This is a genomic window from Marinobacter sp. F3R08, assembly GCF_018860425.1.
GTDB lineage: Bacteria > Pseudomonadota > Gammaproteobacteria > Pseudomonadales > Oleiphilaceae > Marinobacter.
The window spans coordinates 244,428-262,355 of sequence record NZ_JAHKPI010000014.1 but is presented as its reverse complement, the minus strand read 5'-3'; the positions used below and the strand labels follow the sequence as shown (position 1 = coordinate 262,355).

Below are 17,928 nucleotides of genomic sequence, written 5' to 3'. Positions count from 1 at the left end.
ATACTGACATTCAGCGCATTTTACATTCGTTGACAATGTGGCCAGTACCGTCGCGCAGCGGATCATATTGTGAATCAGGGAGTTCCACTATGAGGCCGTACCTTTCACCGACACGCACTCTGACCTGTATCGCATTGGCGAGCTTATTAGTTGCCTGTGCCGGACCGGGGCCAAAACCCGATAGCGAGCTGCAATCTGCAGAATCCTCCATCAAACAGGCCGAGGCCTCGGATGCCCGGAGATTCCAACCGGTATTGCTGAATCAAGCCATGAACAAGGTTGCCGATGCACGCGTTCTGATCAACCAGGAACAATACAAAGACGCCAGACATATGCTGCAACAAGCGGAGGTCGATGCCCAGCTCGCCGGCGCCCGTGCCGAGACCGAAAAGGCCCGGCGGGCGGTTGCCGAGATCAACAACAATATCGAAAACCTCCGCCAGCAACTGAATTCGAGCCAGCAGTAAGCCCGGTTAAAGGAGACACACCAGATGAACGCTATATTATCAATCGTTTTCGCGATCGGGCTGTCGGTACTGATGGTTGGCTGTGCAAGCACCCCGGAACAGAACGCCAGAGTTGACGAAGCCAGAGCCACCTACATGGCAATAGAGCAGGATCCGAATGTTGCTCGCAGTGGCGCCGCCCAATTACGTAAAGCCAAACTCGAACTGGACCGGGCCCAGACATTGCTGGATGAAGGCGCTGACGCAAACCGTGTAGATCATGTGGCCTACCTGGCAAAACGTCACGCCGAGATAGCCATGCAGCAGGGAAAGCGTGCCGACCTGGAACAAGAGATCAGCTCAGCGGAAGAACGTCGCAAACAGCTGATGTTGCAAATGAAGTCCAATGAGGCAAATCAAGCTCGCAGGGAAGCCGAAGCCCTGAGGGCTGAAATGGCGGCACTGAAAGCTGAGAAAACTGAACGTGGCATGGTCCTTACCCTGGGCGATGTCCTGTTTGACCTCAACAAAGCGGATTTGAAAGCCTCCGGCAAACGCACAGTGGAACGACTGGCTGATTTTATGAAGCAGTATCCGGAACGCCGGGTTCGCATTGAGGGCTATACAGACAGCACGGGTGCCGCCGCATACAACCAGGAGTTGTCTGAGCGACGCGCCAGGTCAGTCCAGAGTGAACTGCTGAATCAGGGCATAACGGGCAACCGGATTGAAGTGGAAGGCTATGGCGAGGCGTATCCCGTCGCCACCAACGATACCGGAGCCGGGAGACAGCAAAACCGGCGGGTGGAGATCGTCATTTCGGATGAATCCGGCAGTATCGACACCCGATAGAGCAACTCAGACGGCCTGGTAATCTCCAGGCCGTCTGTCCCGCTCAACTCTGGCGCTCTGCTGCTCGGAGCGCGCGGCCCAGCAGTTGGTAGTAGTCCCGGAAAGCATGGTTGATTCGCTCGCGCTGATCACCCGACGGATACAGACCCATCCTGGCATCCTCCGTCTCCCGGGTCCCGCTGACCAGGAACGCATTCTTGCAGTCGCTGTCCTGGACAAAGGCTTCAAACGCCCGCGCGCACATTTCCTCGGGCAGGCTGAAGTACTGGACACCGGCTATTTTGTCGGCCTTGACCGAGTGCCGGAACAGATCACTGGGCTCGCCTCCGCTGTCGTCCAGCAAAATGGCCTTGAAACAGGCCTGCAGCCGATCATTCAACGGATGACTGATGGCGTCGTCACGGGTGAGCCAGAGCGTTGACGCAAACCGGCCTTTTTGTGTTTCACCAAACAGTTTTTCGCCAATGTAATGATCAAAGGCGTGGAACCACTCGTGGGCGATACTGCCGGGGCCTGCGTTTTTCGCCAATGCAAAACTGCGGGTGGCCGGTGTGTAGTGGGCTGACACCCCCGGCCGACCTCCAATACCGTACTGCAACGCCAGGTTGCCACGCAGCGATATCAACGATTCGGTGCCGCCCAGAATGAGCATCAGATCGCACAGGGCATCATAGAACAGCGCGGCACTTCGCTGCTTTTCCGGTTCCGTCACCCAGCGTCCAATCTCGATGGAGCGAAACTGAAACCGGCGACGAACATCCAGGAATGTGACCGGGGAACCAGCGCGATGGTCCGGGCCCCGACGGTAAAAGGTTTTGACCATGACGCTATTGTACGATGAAAAACCAGGCTGTCTTGCCAAAGCCCGACAGAATGATCGTTTGGCGGGATTGACCGGTTTTATGTGAATTATGACCGTCTGATTTTTGGCCGGCTTGTGCCACACTGCCAAAACCAACAATGACAAAAACCGGACCGAGTGTTTGCCATGACCAGCACCCAGACCCATTACCGCACCTGCAATATCTGTGAAGCCATGTGTGGTCTCGAGATCCAGCATCGGGGCAATGAGATCCTTTCCATCAAAGGAGATCAGGACGATCCCTTCAGCCATGGCCATATCTGCCCCAAGGCCGTCGCGCTGCAGGATTTCTACAACGACAAAGACCGCCTGAAAACACCCATCAGGCGGACCGCCGATGGCTGGCAAGCCATCGGCTGGGACGAGGCATTCGAGGAAATCGCCTCGCGTTTCCGCGGCATCCAGCAGGAACATGGCAAGGACACCGTTGGTGTCTATCTCGGCAACCCCAATGCCCACAACTTCGGTAACGCCATCATGCTGCCGCGGTTCTTCAAGGCTCTGGGTACCAACAACCGGTACAGCTCAGCGTCGGCGGATCAGCTTCCCCATCATGTGGCCTCAAATTACATGTTCGGTGCCGGTATGCTGGTTCCGATTCCCGACATCGACCACACCGATTTCATGCTGATCATCGGCGCCAACCCCATTGTTTCCAACGGCAGCCTGATGACCGCGCCCGGGGTGGGCAAACGCCTGAAAGCCATTCAGCAACGCGGTGGCAAGGTAGTGGTGGTCGATCCCCGCCGAACCGAAACTGCCCGGAAGGCCGACCAGCACCTGTTCATTCGTCCGGAAACCGATGCCCTGTTCATGCTGGCACTGGTCCACACTCTGTTCGATGAGCAGCGGGTGACGCTCGGCCACCTGGAATCCCGGATTGAGGGCCTGGACCAACTGGCCGATGCGGTGCAATCCTATTCGCCGGAAACCGTCGCGGAGACCTGCGGCATGTCCGCCACTGCCATCCGTGAGCTGGCGCGGGAGATGGCGGCCGCCAGGAGCGCGGTTTGCTACAGCCGGATGGGCGCCTCGACCCAGTCATTCGGGGGCCTCTGCCAATGGCTGAACAACGTGCTGAACATTCTCACCGGTAACTTCGATAGCCGCGGCGGCGCCATGTTCCCGCAGCCGGCGTTCGATCTGGTGCGGGACAAAAAGGGCAAACCCAGTTCCTATGGTCGCTATGAGTCCCGGGTGCGAAAACTGCCCTACTTCAACAACGAGTTCCCGGTGGCCACCCTCGCCGATGAAATCCTGACGCCGGGCGACGGCCAGATCCGCGCAATGATTACCATCGCCGGCAACCCGGTGCTTTCAGCACCCGGCGGAGCTCGTCTGGACGAAGCATTTGATGCCCTGGATTTCATGGTGTCAGTGGATATCTACCTGAATGAAACCACCCGTCATGCAGACATCATCCTGCCCGCCACCACCGGGCTGGAGGTGCCCCACTTTGACGTATTCTTCAATTCCTTCGCCGTGCGCAATACCGTCAAATTCTCTGAGCCGATGTTCGAGAAAACCCCGGACCAGAAGCACGACTGGGAAATTCTCCGGGATCTGTCCCTGCAGCTGACCGGCCTGGAAGACGATGGCCTAACCCCGGAGGCGATGCTAGATCTGGGCCTCAAACACGGCGCCTACGGCAAACAGGGCATGAGCCTGGAGAAACTGAAAGCCAACCCCCACGGCGTAGATCTGGGACCGCTGCAGCCCTGCCTGGAACAACGTATCCAGACCGAGGACGGCAAGATCCGGATTGCCCCTGATCTATACCTGAACGATCTCGAACGGCTGGATGCCTGGGCCCAGGTTCAGGCGAACCAGAACGCTGACTATCCGTTCGCCCTGATCAGCCGCCGGCTGCCCCGCAGCCACAATACCTGGACCCAGAATTCCCACAGGCTGGTGAAAGGCAGGAACCCGTGCACGCTGCAGATGAACGCTGCCGATGCCAACAGGCTCGGTCTTGAAGACGGTCAACTGGCGACGGTCAGCTCGGTCACCGGTCACATCCGGCTGCCGGTGGAGATTGATGACAATATGTTTGAAGGCGTGATCAGTGTTCCCCAGGGCTGGGGCCACAATCGGGGCGACATCCGCATGTCCATTGCCGAATCACAACCGGGCGTCAGTATGAACGACGTGACGGATTCACACCGAATTGACGCTCTGACCGGCAACGCCGCATTTAACGGAACACGGGTGGCGGTAAACCCGGGCTAAAACACCGGCGGACGCCGGTGTGAAAAAGCCCTGAAATAAGGCACTCCGCTCAGGGCTGCACCAATACAGGCCTGTTCACGCCGGTCATCCTGATCATGGCCGGCGTTTTTCATCTCATCACAATGCGTTGTTTTTACGGCGTAATTTGTTCGTTTTCTGCTCAAAACGCAGCACCTCTCGCCTTTGGCCGGTACAAAACCTGCAAGCAGTGTTGTCAGGGTCCCGGTTCAGCAATCAGCCTTGTCCACACTGAATGGATACCCATCTCTGTGCATCGGTGCGCTGAACCACTGACAAAAGGAAACACCCAGACAGGAGTGCACCACCATGTTGCTTGCCACCGATCTCGACGGAACCTTTCTTGCGGGCGATCCGGGCGAACGTCTCAGGCTGTACCAGCTCATTTCCGCTCACCCTGAAATCCAGCTGGTGTTTGTGACCGGTCGAGGTCTGGAGTCCGTACTACCGCTGCTCTCGGATCCCACCATCCCCCAGCCCGATTACATCATCTGTGATGTTGGCTGCACCGTCGTGCACGGTGAATCCCAGCAGGCTATCCACCCGTTGCAGGCCGAGATCGACCAGATCTGGCCCGGAGAACAGGTGATTGAAGCTGCGCTGGCGTCGTTTGAAGGCCTGCAGCGTCAGGAAGTTCCCCAGGAGCGACGGGTGTCCTATTTCTGCAAGAGCGCTGCGGTGGGCGACCGTCTGAAAGCGAAAGCAGACGCTCTGTCCTGCGATGTTCTGTTCTCCGCAGGCAAATACCTGGACATACTGCCCCGGGGCGTCAACAAGGGTAGCACCCTGACCCGACTGGTCGAGCACCTGGGCGCAGACCCGGAAACTGTACTGGTGGCAGGCGATACCCTGAATGACCTGTCCATGTACCAGCAGAATTTCAAAGGCGTCTGTGTCGGCGCCTCCGAGGCCGGCCTGCTGGAAGAAACCGAACATCAGGCCCGGGTGTTTCATGCGGAAGCCCCCGGTTGCGGTGGCATTCTGGAAGCCTTCGAACACTTCGGTTTCCTCGGCCATGCCGGTATCGACGCGGAGATTCCCGACACCATGCGATCGGGCAAGTCGGATCTGGTAATCGTCTATCACCGCCTCCCTTACGAGGAAATCATCGAGAACGGCCAACTTATCCGCCGACGCCCGCGATCCCCGAATGGCATCATCCCGACACTGCTGAGCTTTTTTGCCGATGGCAAGGCCGGCTCCTGGGTGGCCTGGTCTATTGACGATCCGGACCTGGGTCCGTTTCAGACCCACACCGAAGTGGATACCAGCCGCTATGCCAAACTGGTTGCGGCGCGGGTGCCGTTAAGCGCCGAAGACGTCGACATCTTCTACAAACGTTTCTCCAAGGAAGCCTTCTGGCCAACCCTGCATACCTTCTGGGAGCGGGCTACCTTCCGGGATGACCACTGGCAGGTGTTTCTGCGGGTTAACCGGCTCTTTGCCGAACGCACGGCTGCCGAGGCCGCCGAGAATGCGGTGGTCTGGATCCACGATTACAATCTGTGGATGGTGCCGGCATTCCTGCGGGAACTCCGTCCGGATGTCACCATCGCCTTCTTCCATCACACCTACTTTCCCTCTGCCGATGTGTTCAACGTACTGCCCTGGCGTCGGGAAATCATCGGCAGCCTGCTGCAGTGTGATCACATCGGCTTCCACATTCCCCGACAGGCCGAGAATTTTGTCGATGTTGCCCGGGGCGTTACGCCGCTAGAAGTCACCCGCAAAGCCGGCTGCGCGCCACGGTTCCTGACCTATGGCTGTGCTGTGGGGTTGGACGAGATGAGCACCGAAATCAAGGTGAATGATCGCAGGATCGGGCTCGGGGCCCACCCGGTCGGACTGGACCTGGGCCGGGTTCGCAACGCTCTTCTTGATAACGATGTCATAGCCCGTATGGAAAGCCTCCGGGAAGAACTGGACGACATCCGGCTGATTCTCTCCGTGGAGCGACTCGATTTCACCAAGGGCATTCTGGAAAAACTGCACGCCTACGAGCGAATGTTATCCGAACACCCGGAACTGGTGACCAAAGTTACCCTGATGATGGTGTGCGTGCCGGCCGCCAAAGGGATGACCATTTACGAGGAGCTGCTGTCCCAGATCGAGCAGACCGTGGGCCGCATTAATGGCCAGTTTGCACAGGTGGGCTGGACCCCGGTGCAGTTTTTCTTCCGCGCCCTGCCGTTCGAAGAACTTGTTGCCTATTACACCATGGCAGATGTCATGTGGATTACTCCGCTGCGGGACGGCCTCAACCTGGTCGCCAAGGAATACATTGCCACCCAGGGTCTGACCAGGGGGCGTGGTGTCCTGGTGCTGTCCGAGTTCGCCGGCGCCGCGGCCGAACTCCGGGGCGCTATTCTGGCCAACCCCCATCACCCGCAGGATCTGGCCGATACCTGCTATTACGCCCTGGCCATGAGCCGCAGTGAAGCCCAGAACCGACTGGCCGAGGCCTACCAGGCCGTGTGTCGATACGACATCGAATACTGGGGACGGGAATTCATAGAGGCTGTGGAAGTGCGGCGCGACAGCAAACTCAAAAAGATCGTACCGCTGGGCAAGAACGCAGCCTGAAGGGTAATCGCCCTGGAATTCACGAACCTGGAGCCATGCCATGCTGCTTAAAAACGCAGTGCAGCTGATCTGCTATCCGGACCGGATCGGCAGCAACCTGAAAGACCTTCACACCGTGGTGGAGAAACACCTCTCGGAAGCCATCGGCGGGCTTCACATCCTGCCGTTTTTTCCCTCGAACGCCGACAGTGGCTTCTCGCCCCTGACTCACAAGGAAGTGGACCCGGACTTTGGAACCTGGGACGACATCGAAGCCTTTACCGGCAAGTATGATCTGTGTGTGGACCTGACCGTAAACCACATCTCCGATGAATCGCCGGAGTTCCGGGATTTCATTGCCAACGGATTCGACTCGGAATACGCCGATCTGTTCGTACACGTCGACAAGTACGGTGAGATCTCCCCGGACGACATGGCGAAAATCCATATCCGGAAGGAGAAAGAACCGTTCCGGGAAGTGACCCTGGCCGATGGCACCAGAACCCGGGTCTGGTGCACGTTTACCGAACAGCAGATCGATCTCAACTACGATTCCGACCTGGCCTACCGCCTGATGGAAAGCTACATTGGCTTTCTCACCTCCAAGGGCGTAAACCTACTCAGACTCGACGCCTTCGGTTATACCACCAAACGCATTGGCACCAGCTGTTTCCTGGTCGAACCAGAGGTTTACCGGATTCTGGACTGGATCAATGAGGTGGCCCTGAAGCACGGCGCTGAATGCCTGCCGGAAGTGCACGACCACACCAGTTACCAGTACGCCATCAGCCGGCGCAACATGCACCCCTATGGTTTTGCTCTGCCGCCACTGCTGCTGTACTCGCTGCTGGATGCGAACAGCACCTACCTGAAAAACTGGCTGCGGATGTGCCCACGCAACATGGTAACCGTGCTGGATACCCACGATGGTATCTGCATCCCGGATGTCGAGGGCGTGCTGCCGGACGACAAGATCCGGGTGCTTATCGACAATATCGACGCTCGCAGTGCTGACCCGATTCTGCGCCGATCTGCGGCGAATATTCACAGTGTAGGGGCCATCTACCAGCTAACCTGCACCTTCTACGATGCCCTCATGCAGAACGACGACGCCTACATTGCCGCCCGGGCGATCCAGTTCTTCACTCCCGGCATTCCCCAGGTGTATTACGTTGGCCTGCTGGCGGGCTGTAACGACCAGGAATTGATGGAACAAACCGGAGAACTGCGGGACATCAACCGGCACTATTACAGCATGGAGGAGGTGGACGAAGAAATTCAGAAGCCGGTGGTTCAGCGCCTGCTCAGTCTGATGAAATTCCGCAGCAACTATCCGGCGTTCGATGGCCGGTTCGAGCTACACTATTCCAACGATTCCAGTGTCGCCATGGCCTGGCGCCATGGCGACTATTACTGTCATCTGTTCGTGGATCTGAACTTCAACACGGTGAAAGTCGACTACCTTAATGTAGAAAACGGAAAAACAGAGCACCTGGCCTGTTAAAAGCCTGCAGGATCCCCCGATCAAATGAGGACCTGACCACCGTCCGACATCAGGACAAGCCGGTCACCTGGTTTGCACACTGGCCCCGGGATTGCAGCTCCGTGAGGTTGGCCAACGTGGTCTGAGCGATGCTCTCGAGGGCATTACGGGTAAAAAATGCCTGGTGTCCGGTAATCACCACATTCGGGAAGGTCAGCAGGCGCGCGAACACGTCGTCTTTAAGCACGGTATTGGAAAGATCTTCGAAGAAAAGGTCGCCTTCCTCTTCGTATACGTCCAGGCCAAGGTAGCCAATCTGGCCAGATTTCAGGCCCTGAATAATGGCCGCCGTATCAACGATAGCTCCCCGGCTGGTGTTGATCAGCATCACGCCTTTTTTCATCTTCGCGACGGCAGCCGCGTCAATCAGGTGGTGGGTGTCTGGCGTTAGCGGGCAATGCAGGCTGAGTATGTCTACCTGGCCAAACAGTGTGTCCAGATCGACATACTCGGCGCCATGCTGCTGGGCTTCCGGGTTGGGATGAAGGTCGTAACACAGTACCCGGCAGCCAAAACCGCGCATGATACGCACTACGCCCACGCCAATCTGGCCCGTGCCGACCACACCCACGGTGCGCCCTCGCAGGTCAAAGCCCAGCAGACCCTCCAGCGCAAAGTTGCCATCCCGGATGCGCTGGTAGGCCCGGTGAATCTGCCGGTTAAGCGTCAGTATCAGGGCAACGGTGTGTTCGGCGACCGCATCGGGCGAGTAGGCCGGCACACGCACCACATCGATCCCCAGCCTCTGGGCGGCTTTCAGGTCCACGTTATTGAAGCCGGCGCAACGCAGCGCCACGGCACGGATGCCGCCCTCGGCCAGTTTTTCCAGTACCGGTGCATCTACCTGATCATTCACAAACACACAGACAGCTTCAAAGCCCCGGGCAAGGGGGGCCGTCGCTTCGTTCAACCGGGTTTCCAGGAAGACCAGCTCATGCTGACGGGTCTCCTGACTGGCCTGTTTGAGAAATTGCTCGTCATAGGGCTTGGTGCTGAAAACAGCGACTTTCATGGGTATGGACCTTGTGCTGAGGTGACACCCGGCCGGACATGGCCGGGATACTCGATGTCTGACAATTCAGGTATTGAATCCCCTGTTTCAGCATAGATCAACTCAAGGTCGATACCCACAAGGGTCGCCTGGATTTACCACTCCAGCTGCGCGCCGGTCTGGTACTCGATCACCCGTGTCTCGAAGAAGTTCTTTTCCTTGCGCAGGGTGGCCTGTTCGTCCAGCCAGGGCGACACGTTCTTCGCACCGGGGAACGGCTCCTCCAGGCCAACGGTGCGGGCACGACGGTTGGCCACGAAACGGAACTGTTCGCTGTGATACTCGGCGGAATAGCCGAGGATCGGGTCTTTCAGGATGTAATTGGCGTAGGCGCTTTCCGCCGCCTCCGATTCATCCCACATCTCGCGCACAGCTTTCGGATTGAACGTGATGTTCTCCTCCTCCACGATCTGGTTCACCACTTTCAGGCCGAAGGAAAAGTGCATGGCTTCGTCCCGCAGGATGTACTGCAACTGTTCACCAGTGCCACGCATCAGTCCACGTCGTTGCAGGGCGAAGATAGGGCTGAAGCCATTGTAGAACCAGGTGCCCTCGAACACGGCGGCAAAGAACAGGTAGGACATGATGAATTCCTCAAGGTCGTCCTTGTTCCTCAGGTTCATGTCCGGACGCATGGCCGCATCCAGCCGGCGGTTGGCGATCTGGATCTTGCCGTTGATCGCAGGTACTACCCGGTAGCGGTTGTAGATCTCACTCTGGTCGAGGTTGAGGGTTTCAATGCAGTGCTGGTAGGCCCAGGTATGCATCGCTTCCTCGTAAACCTGCCGGGCCTGGTAAATCTGCAGCTCCGGCGCGCTCATTTTCTCCATCACCGCCAGGCCAATGTTACGCATGGCCAGGATATCGGAGGTTGTGAGATAGGCGAGCACGTTCTCGTACACATGCTTTTCCGGCGCCGTGAGCCGATGGTGATAATCGGAAACATCCTGGGCCATGTTGACATCCAGGGGCGTCCAGTGATTCTTGTTGGCGTTCATGAAGTACTCCCAGGCCCAGGGGTACTTGAACGGCGCTAACTGGTTAACATCGGTCTCGCCGTTGATCACACGTTTGTCGTCGACATTCACAGGGGCCGGGGCGTCCGGGTTGCTGTCCCTGGTTTTGGCTTTTGATTCGTCGTCCCAATCAAGCATGGTTCTGCCTCAAAAATTAAGTAAGCGTTTACTGACAGGCTTCGCAGTCCGGGTCGTCGATACTGCACACCTGGGGCTGCGGCGCAGCAACCGGGGCGGTTTTCTCAGCGCCGGTGGCTCCCAGTGAGCGCAGGTAATAGGTGGTCTTCAGACCACGTTCCCAGGCCAGCTGATACAGGGCATCCAGCTTTTTACCGCTGGGTTCGGCCATGTACAGGTTCAGGCTCTGGGCCTGATCCAGCCATTTCTGACGGCGGGCAGCAGCCTCCACCAGCCAGCGGGCATCAATCTCAAAAGCGGTGGCATAGCGGGCTTTCAGAGCGGTCGGAATGCGTTCGATCTGTTGCACGGAGCCGTCAAAATACTTCAGATCGTTGACCATCACGTTGTCCCACAGGCCTTCGGCCTTGAGGTCGCGGACCAGTGAGGGATTCACTACCGTGAATTCGCCAGAGAGGTTCGATTTAACGAACAGGTTCTGGTACGCCGGCTCAATGGACTGGGACACGCCCACGATGTTGGAGATGGTCGCCGTCGGCGCAATGGCCATCACGTTGCTGTTGCGCATACCGTGTTGTGCAATCAGCTCGCGCACCGGGGCCCAGTCGAGCCGTGCGTCGGTGTTCACCGACAGATCCCCTTCCCTGCGGTTTTCCTCCAGCAGACGGATGGAATCGATCGGCAAAATGCCCTGCTGCCACAGAGAGCCCTCGTAAGTTTCATAGGCGCCACGCTCACCGGCCAGGGTGGCGGAAGCGCGGATGGCGAAGTAGCTGAGCTGCTCCATGGCAACATCAGCAAATTCCACCGCTTCCGGGCTGGTGTACGGCAGGCCCAGTTGATACAGCGCATCCTGGAAGCCCATTAGGCCCAGCCCCACCGGACGGTGCCTCAGATTGGAGTTCCTGGCCTGGGGCACGGCGTAAAAATTGATGTCGATGACGTTGTCTAGCATACGCACAGCTGTGTTCACCGTGCGCTCCAGCCGTTGCACATCAAGCTCACCGTTGTGAATGTGTGCCGCCAGGTTCACTGAACCCAGATTACATACGGCAATCTCATCGGCACTGGTGTTCAGCGTAATTTCCGTGCACAGGTTCGAACTGTGGACCACGCCACGGTGCTGCTGGGGCGAGCGCAGGTTGCACGGGTCCTTGAAGGTGATCCAGGGATGGCCGGTTTCAAACAGCACGGTCAGCATCTTGCGCCAGAGCTGTTTGGCCGGGATCTTCCTGGACAACTTGATCTTGCCCTGCTCTGCCAGAGCCTCGTAATGCTCGTAGCGTTCACGGAAGGCATTGCCATAGAGATCGTGCAGATCGGGCACATCACTCGGAGAGAACAGGGTCCAGTCCCGGTCTTCGCGCATGCGCTCGACCAACAGATCCGGCACCCAGTTGGCGGTGTTCATGTCGTGGGTGCGACGGCGTTCGTCACCGGTGTTCTTGCGAAGCTCCAGGAATTCCTCAATATCCAGATGCCAGCTTTCCAGATAGGCGCACACCGCGCCCTTACGCTTGCCGCCCTGATTCACGGCCACCGCAGTGTCGTTAACGACTTTGAGGAACGGTACCACGCCCTGGCTCTGACCATTGGTGCCCTTGATGTGGGAACCAAGAGCCCTTACCGGGGTCCAGTCGTTACCCAGGCCACCGGCCCATTTCGAGAGCATGGCGTTGTCCCGGATGGCGCCGTATATGCCTTCGAGATCATCACCGACGGTCGTCAGATAGCACGAAGACAGCTGGGAATGACGGGTGCCACTGTTGAACAGGGTTGGCGTGGACGCCATATAGTCGAACGAAGACAACAGGTTATAAAACTCGATGGCACGCTCGTTCGGGTTGTCCTCGCGCAGGGACAGGCCCATGGCCACCCGCATGAAAAAGACCTGGGGCAATTCGAGACGGGCCTTGTTCCAGTGCAGGAAATAACGGTCGTACAGTGTTTGCAGACCCAGGAAGCCAAACTGCAGGTCCTGCTCCGGCTTCAGGGCCGCGCCCAGTCGTTCCAGGTCGAAGGTGGCGAGGGTTTCATCCAGCAGTTCGTAGCGAATACCGGCCTCGATGAAGGCGGATAGCGCCTGCGGGTAGATCTCTGCCAGCGGTTGGCTGGTGGACAGATTCAGGGCGGTCGCGGTTTCCAGTCTTAGCTGCTCCAGGAGCAGGCGGGCAGTCACAGCGCTGTAGTCCGGTTCGCGTTCGATCCGGCTGCGGGCCGTCATCACCAGGGCAGAAAGTACGTCCTCCTCGGCGATGCCGTCGTAGAGGTTGGTCACTGCATCATCTACCAGGGAGTCGCCATCAATGCCTTCCAGCCCTGTCGCGGCTTGCTCTACCTGCAGTTTCATCAGCCCCAGATCCAGCGGGGCTGTCTCGCCGCTGGCCTTTTTGACCGTCAGATGTGGATGAGCCTCCATGGGTGCATGGAGGGCCCGCTCACGGGCATGCTCTTCACGATACAGCACATACGCCCGGGCCACTTTCTGTTCCTCAGCCCGCATCAGGGCCAGTTCAACCTGGTCCTGAATGTCTTCGATATGCACTTTCCCGCCTGCTTTCAGACGGCGGCCAATGGCGTGGATAACCTGCTCGGTGACCCGGTGTACGGCATCGTTGATGCGGGCAGAGCCGGCCGCCTTATCCCCTTCCACAGCCAGAAAGGCCTTGGTTACAGCGACGCTGATTTTCGAAGGGTCAAAGCTTACGAGCGTGCCGTTGCGTTTGATAACCTGCAGGGATTCGGTATCGGCGTGCGAGGTGGGCCGGGGCTCGGCCAGGGATGAGGCGGACATATGGTGTTCTCCTGAATGCGCGTGAATTCCTTTCACCCTCGCGTGCGCAGGGGAACACCTAACCACAGGCGTGGCTTGGCATCACCGGTCTGCTCACCCTGACTCGCGAAGGTGCAGTGAGGAGCTTTTGGCTCCTTATCCCTGGCAGGTCTTCGGACTCAGGGGCGTGAATCGTGTGATTCTGCCTTACGTGGCGACTTCCCGGCTTGCGCCAGTGTCGTTGATGCCACGCTTGTTCCCCAATACCGCTGCGCGTCAGTTCCGGAGTCTCACCGGATTCCCGATACCAGAAAACGAAAATGATCAGGCATTGATCGTTTTGATCACGCTATGATCACTACATCTGGTATCTTACCAAGAATAAAAACACTATATACACGATTTCAGTTCAGGACAAGATGGGCAATAAAAAAGGCCCCCGAAGGGGCCAAACACGTGACAGTCTCACAATCTTCATTCAATCAGTGGCTGATCATCCATGGCCGCATGGAGGGGAACATTTTCTTCCCGTCAGCGGTGTAGAACAGCATGTGCTTGCCGTCAGACTTCTTCTTGCAACCACAGGCCTTGCGGTGCTCGGCGTCTCGCGCGCGCTGATCTGCGGTGGAGATAATGGGTTCATGCCGCGCCTTTTCGTTGCGCTCCTCGGCCTGGCGCTTGGCAGGATCCATACCCAACAGTTCCGACGGCAGCACGATAACCCGGGCTGACAGTGCCTTGCAGGTGGGACAGGCGGCCGGGTTGCCGGCCTCCGCCATGGTGCCCAGCTCCTGGAACAGGCCGTGCTCACGGCATTTGTAGTCATACAGCGGCATGGCTTATTCCTTATCCTTTGACAGAGGTACGTCAACGCCCGGTGTGACCTTCTTGGTTGGCCCTTCCGCCGTCGGGTTAATGTCAAAGTCAAAGATTTCAGTCGGCAGCCAGAGTGTTGCACAGGCGTTCGGCACGTCCACGACACCACTGATGTGTCCTTCCACCGGCGCACAACCCAACAAGGCGTAACTCTGAGCCGGGGTGTAGCCAAACTTGGCAAGGTACTCAATGGCGTTCAGACAGGCCTGGCGATAGGCCACATGCACATCGAGGTAATGCTGCTTGCCCTGCTCATCGACCGAAATACCCTCGAAGATCACATAATCCTCGTAACGCGGCTTGATGGTGCTGGGTTTGAAGACCGGATTCTTGATGCCGTATTTCGATATCCCATCCTTGATCACATTCACCCGCAGATGGATCCAGCCAGCCATTTCGATAGCACCACAGAAGGTGATTTCACCATCGCCCTGGCTGAAATGAAGGTCGCCTACCGACAGGCCGCCACCTTTCACATAAACCGGGAAATACACCTTGGAACCCCGAGACAGATCCTTGATGTCACAGTTACCGCCGTGTTCACGGGGCGGAACGGTACGGGCGGCTTCAGCCGCGGCACTCTTGACGGCATCGCCGGCCAGCTTGCCCAGGTGAGCGGTATCGGCGTACGGCAGATTGGCCAGGCCGGGCACACGATCGGGCTCGGTATCGTAGAGTTCTTTCTCGCGCCGGTTCCATTCATCCAGCATTTCCCTGGAGGGCAGACAACCAATCAGCCCCGGGTGGATCATGCCGGCAAATTCCACGTTCGGGATGTGACGGGATTTGGTGAACATACCGTTGAAATCCCAGATGGATTTCTGCGCGTCCGGAAAATGCTCAGTCAGGAAGCCGCCGCCATTCTGCTTGGAGAAAAAGCCATTGAACCCCCACTGCTGATCCTTGAAGGCACCGATATCGAGGATATCCACCTCCAGCAGATCGCCGGGTTCAGCGCCTTCAACGCCGACCGGGCCAGACAGGAAATGCACCTGGGTAAGATCAACATCACGCACATCATCCGCGCTGTCGTTGTTCTCGATCTGCCCCCCGGTCCAGTCATAGCATTCAAGGACAAAATCATCGCCCGGCTTGACGGTCACCGCCATCGGGATATCGGGGTGCCAGCGATTGTGGATATTCTCGTTCTCGTAAGCGGATTTGCTCAAATCAACTTTGATAAGGGTTTCAGCCATCGTGGTAACTCCTCAGCGAATCATCGTGGTCGAGTGGACAGGAACACGATCACTATCGGTGAATCCACTGAGTGCAGCTATTCGTTAATAGCACCACCCACCTACGTCATTTAACGTAGGCGGGAGGCTGATGATGGTCTTCGTTACCTGTCAGGCTGAGTGGCTATTTCGGCATAGGCCCCAGCTTTACGCCATCGGGGTAGTATTTCCAGCCATCTCGGATCTTGACCTTGTCATCCCAGGGGAGCTTGTAGTTGCCCTCGGCAAGATCCTTGACCCAGGTGAGGTAGTTTTCGGTGCTGCCTCCAGGCTGGCCAACGTAGGCGCGACAACCCAGGTTGAAGATGTTGTTCTCCAGTGCCCAGTTTTCCCTTGCCTTGTCCACCAGTCTCGGGAACAGCTCCGCGGTGACAATCTCCCATGGATTGCGATGCCCCTGCTGGACCACGTTACCGTCGTAGTTACAGACCGTGCCTTCACCGAAGTAATAGAAGACGCCGTCATAACCTGCGAGGTTGACCGAGATGGTGTACATCAGGTTTTGCCAGGCATTTGTGCGGTTGGTCCAGATCCACTGATCGTTAACCTGGGTGGAATAACCGGAGATACGAATGTAGACGTTGGCACCTTTGTAGGCGGCCTCCCGGGCCAGTTCCGGGAACATACCGTCGTGGCAGATACACACCGCCAGCTTGGACCCTTTAGGCCCGTCACAAACCGGCATGCCGTAATTGCCGGGGGACCAGGGCTCAATCGGCACCCAGGGCTGAAGCTTGCGGTAGTGAAGTGCAATTTCACCATCACTGTTGACGATAATGGCCGTATTGTACGGTGGCTTTGATGGGTCCTCATTTTTCTCCATCAACGAAAACACAGCCCAGACGTTGTTATCGATACAGGCCTGCCTGAACTGGTCTATTTCCGGGCTGTCGATGGTCAGCAGCATTTCGTCATAGGTCCAGATCGCGGTATTCAGGCCCTGGGTGGAATACTCCGGGAAAACAATCAGATCCAGATCCGGATAACCTGCCTTGGTCGAGGCAAGAGCCTTGCAGATCTGATCCACCTGGACCTGGATATCCTCCGGCCCTTTGATCACGGGAACGGGGTACTGAATCATTGCAACCAGAAGCGCTTCTTCCCAAGCGCTGACACTACCTGTACTCGCCATGTTAAGACTCCTGAATAATGTCCGATAAAATTCTCAGCAGCTGCCATGGAATAGTGGCAATGTTATAACGTTCCAACAATGCGTCAAATAACGTAGTCCGTCTACGCCGCTGCTGACAAGGCTTTCAGCCCAATAAACCAGCTCTCTAAGCCCGAGCTCGGGCCGTCAATTCGTTGTCTGTACAGTCCACGTCAAAACCTGTGGACGCAGGATTCGACAACATTGCTCTGGCAACGACAGGCCCCAGTTCATGGCGAACCACCCGGCCCAGATCTCGGGCACCGTAGCGGGTATCGTAATCACGGCACATGAAATCCCTGGCCGCCCGCGTCAGTTCCAGATCGACATGATGATCCTGTAATCGCCGGCGCAGTTTGTCCAACTCAAGGTCGAGCAGTCTTCCCGCTTCGCCTTCAGGTAAACGCTGGTACTGCAGAATGAGGTCAATACGATTCACAAACTCCGGATCAAAGCGACGATTCAGCGCCTCATCAAGAATACGCGATTCTGACACCTGTCGGGGCTTGAGCAGTTTCCGCCATCCTCGCCGAAACCGGTTCTGGTATTGCAGCAGCTCGGTCGCACCAAGGTTGCTGGTCATGAATATCAGGGTGTTGTGAAAATGGATCGTCCGGTTACCAGCTGGCAGCGTCAGTACCCCCGTATCCAGGATATTCAGCAAGCTTCGAATCACCTCCGGGCTGGCTTTCTCCAGTTCATCGAACAGGACAATACCCGGTTTGCTGTAACTGCCCTGAATCTTGTCTGCATCGAACAGGGTGTGGCCTTCCTTGCTCCCCACATAGCCCGGCGGTGCTCCGGTGAGGGCAGATGCATAGTGCTCCTGGCTGAGCGTATTCATATCGATACGGCACAACGCCTGACGGCTACCGTGAATCAGCTCCGACACGATATGAACCGTCTCTGTTTTACCGACTCCCGTCGGCCCCATAAGCAGGCAGACACCCAGGGGGCGATGGTTGGAACCAATGTCTGCCCGGACAACCTGAAGCAGACCGTCAAGGTGAGACAGAGCCTCACTCTGCCCGACGATCCGCGATTGCAGGGCCCGGGAAACATGGTCCGGGTCGAAGGTATAACGCGTCTGCCTCAGGCCCGGTGGAGCTTCATGCTCCGCAATGACGCGCCGGTTAGCCTCAATCTGATCATTAATGAAAGGCATAGATGCTCGTCT

General features: G+C 57.4%; 13 protein-coding genes and 1 riboswitch. Of the genes, 5 read left to right on the top strand and 8 right to left on the bottom strand.

What is annotated here, in order from left to right; genetic code table 11:
- Positions 1–89 precede the first annotated feature (89 nt).
- Together KO499_RS04255 and KO499_RS04250 are read left to right on the top strand one after the other, a co-directional pair.
- The gene (locus tag KO499_RS04255) at positions 90–467 is read left to right on the top strand and encodes a DUF4398 domain-containing protein (protein WP_215982466.1); all 378 of its coding nucleotides are present in this window, start codon (positions 90–92) and stop codon (positions 465–467) included.
- Positions 468–491: 24 nt separating this feature from the next.
- Positions 492–1,298, top strand: coding sequence for an OmpA family protein (locus KO499_RS04250; protein ID WP_215982465.1), 807 nt, complete (start codon positions 492–494; stop codon positions 1,296–1,298).
- Positions 1,299–1,341: 43 nt separating this feature from the next.
- On the opposite strand, the gene KO499_RS04245 is transcribed toward KO499_RS04250, so the two are convergent.
- A complete protein-coding gene (locus KO499_RS04245; protein ID WP_215982464.1) occupies positions 1,342–2,121 on the bottom strand; it encodes a CLCA_X family protein in 780 nt (259 codons plus the stop codon).
- 165 nt (positions 2,122–2,286) lie between these two features.
- On the opposite strand from KO499_RS04245, the gene KO499_RS04240 reads away from it, so the two are divergent.
- The 3 genes from KO499_RS04240 to gtfA all read left to right on the top strand — a co-directional run bounded on the left by KO499_RS04240 (position 2,287) and on the right by gtfA (position 8,473).
- A complete protein-coding gene (locus KO499_RS04240; protein WP_215982463.1) occupies positions 2,287–4,389 on the top strand; it encodes a molybdopterin-dependent oxidoreductase in 2,103 nt (700 codons plus the stop codon).
- A 327-nt stretch (positions 4,390–4,716) separates the two neighbouring features.
- Positions 4,717–6,990: a glucosylglycerol-phosphate synthase gene (gene ggpS / locus KO499_RS04235; RefSeq protein WP_215982462.1), complete on the top strand. Its 2,274-nt coding sequence runs from the start codon at positions 4,717–4,719 to the stop codon at positions 6,988–6,990.
- 40 nt (positions 6,991–7,030) lie between these two features.
- Complete coding sequence (gtfA, locus tag KO499_RS04230; RefSeq protein ID WP_215982461.1) at positions 7,031–8,473, top strand: sucrose phosphorylase; 1,443 nt, start codon at positions 7,031–7,033, stop codon at positions 8,471–8,473.
- Positions 8,474–8,522: 49 nt separating this feature from the next.
- Here gtfA and KO499_RS04225 read toward each other — a convergent pair whose 3' ends face one another.
- The 7 genes from KO499_RS04225 to KO499_RS04195 form a co-directional block, all read right to left on the bottom strand.
- The gene (locus KO499_RS04225; RefSeq protein ID WP_215982460.1) at positions 8,523–9,524 is read right to left on the bottom strand and encodes a 2-hydroxyacid dehydrogenase; all 1,002 of its coding nucleotides are present in this window, start codon (positions 9,522–9,524) and stop codon (positions 8,523–8,525) included.
- 134 nt (positions 9,525–9,658) lie between these two features.
- Positions 9,659–10,717, bottom strand: a complete 1,059-nt coding sequence (locus KO499_RS04220; protein ID WP_215982459.1) for a ribonucleotide-diphosphate reductase subunit beta — start codon at positions 10,715–10,717, stop codon at positions 9,659–9,661.
- Between the two features lie 28 nt (positions 10,718–10,745).
- Positions 10,746–13,511 (bottom strand): ribonucleoside-diphosphate reductase subunit alpha, encoded by a 2,766-nt coding sequence (locus KO499_RS04215; RefSeq protein WP_215982458.1) that lies wholly within the window; start codon positions 13,509–13,511, stop codon positions 10,746–10,748.
- A 125-nt stretch (positions 13,512–13,636) separates the two neighbouring features.
- A riboswitch (cobalamin riboswitch) is annotated at positions 13,637–13,834 on the bottom strand.
- A gap of 138 nt (positions 13,835–13,972) precedes the next feature.
- Positions 13,973–14,326: a zinc ribbon domain-containing protein gene (locus KO499_RS04210; protein WP_215982457.1), complete on the bottom strand. Its 354-nt coding sequence runs from the start codon at positions 14,324–14,326 to the stop codon at positions 13,973–13,975.
- A gap of 3 nt (positions 14,327–14,329) precedes the next feature.
- The gene (gene fmdA / locus KO499_RS04205; RefSeq protein WP_215982456.1) at positions 14,330–15,562 is read right to left on the bottom strand and encodes a formamidase; all 1,233 of its coding nucleotides are present in this window, start codon (positions 15,560–15,562) and stop codon (positions 14,330–14,332) included.
- 163 nt (positions 15,563–15,725) lie between these two features.
- A complete protein-coding gene (locus KO499_RS04200; protein ID WP_215982455.1) occupies positions 15,726–16,733 on the bottom strand; it encodes a formamidase in 1,008 nt (335 codons plus the stop codon).
- A gap of 145 nt (positions 16,734–16,878) precedes the next feature.
- Positions 16,879–17,916 (bottom strand): AAA family ATPase, encoded by a 1,038-nt coding sequence (locus KO499_RS04195; RefSeq protein WP_215982454.1) that lies wholly within the window; start codon positions 17,914–17,916, stop codon positions 16,879–16,881.
- Positions 17,917–17,928: the final 12 nt, after the last annotated feature.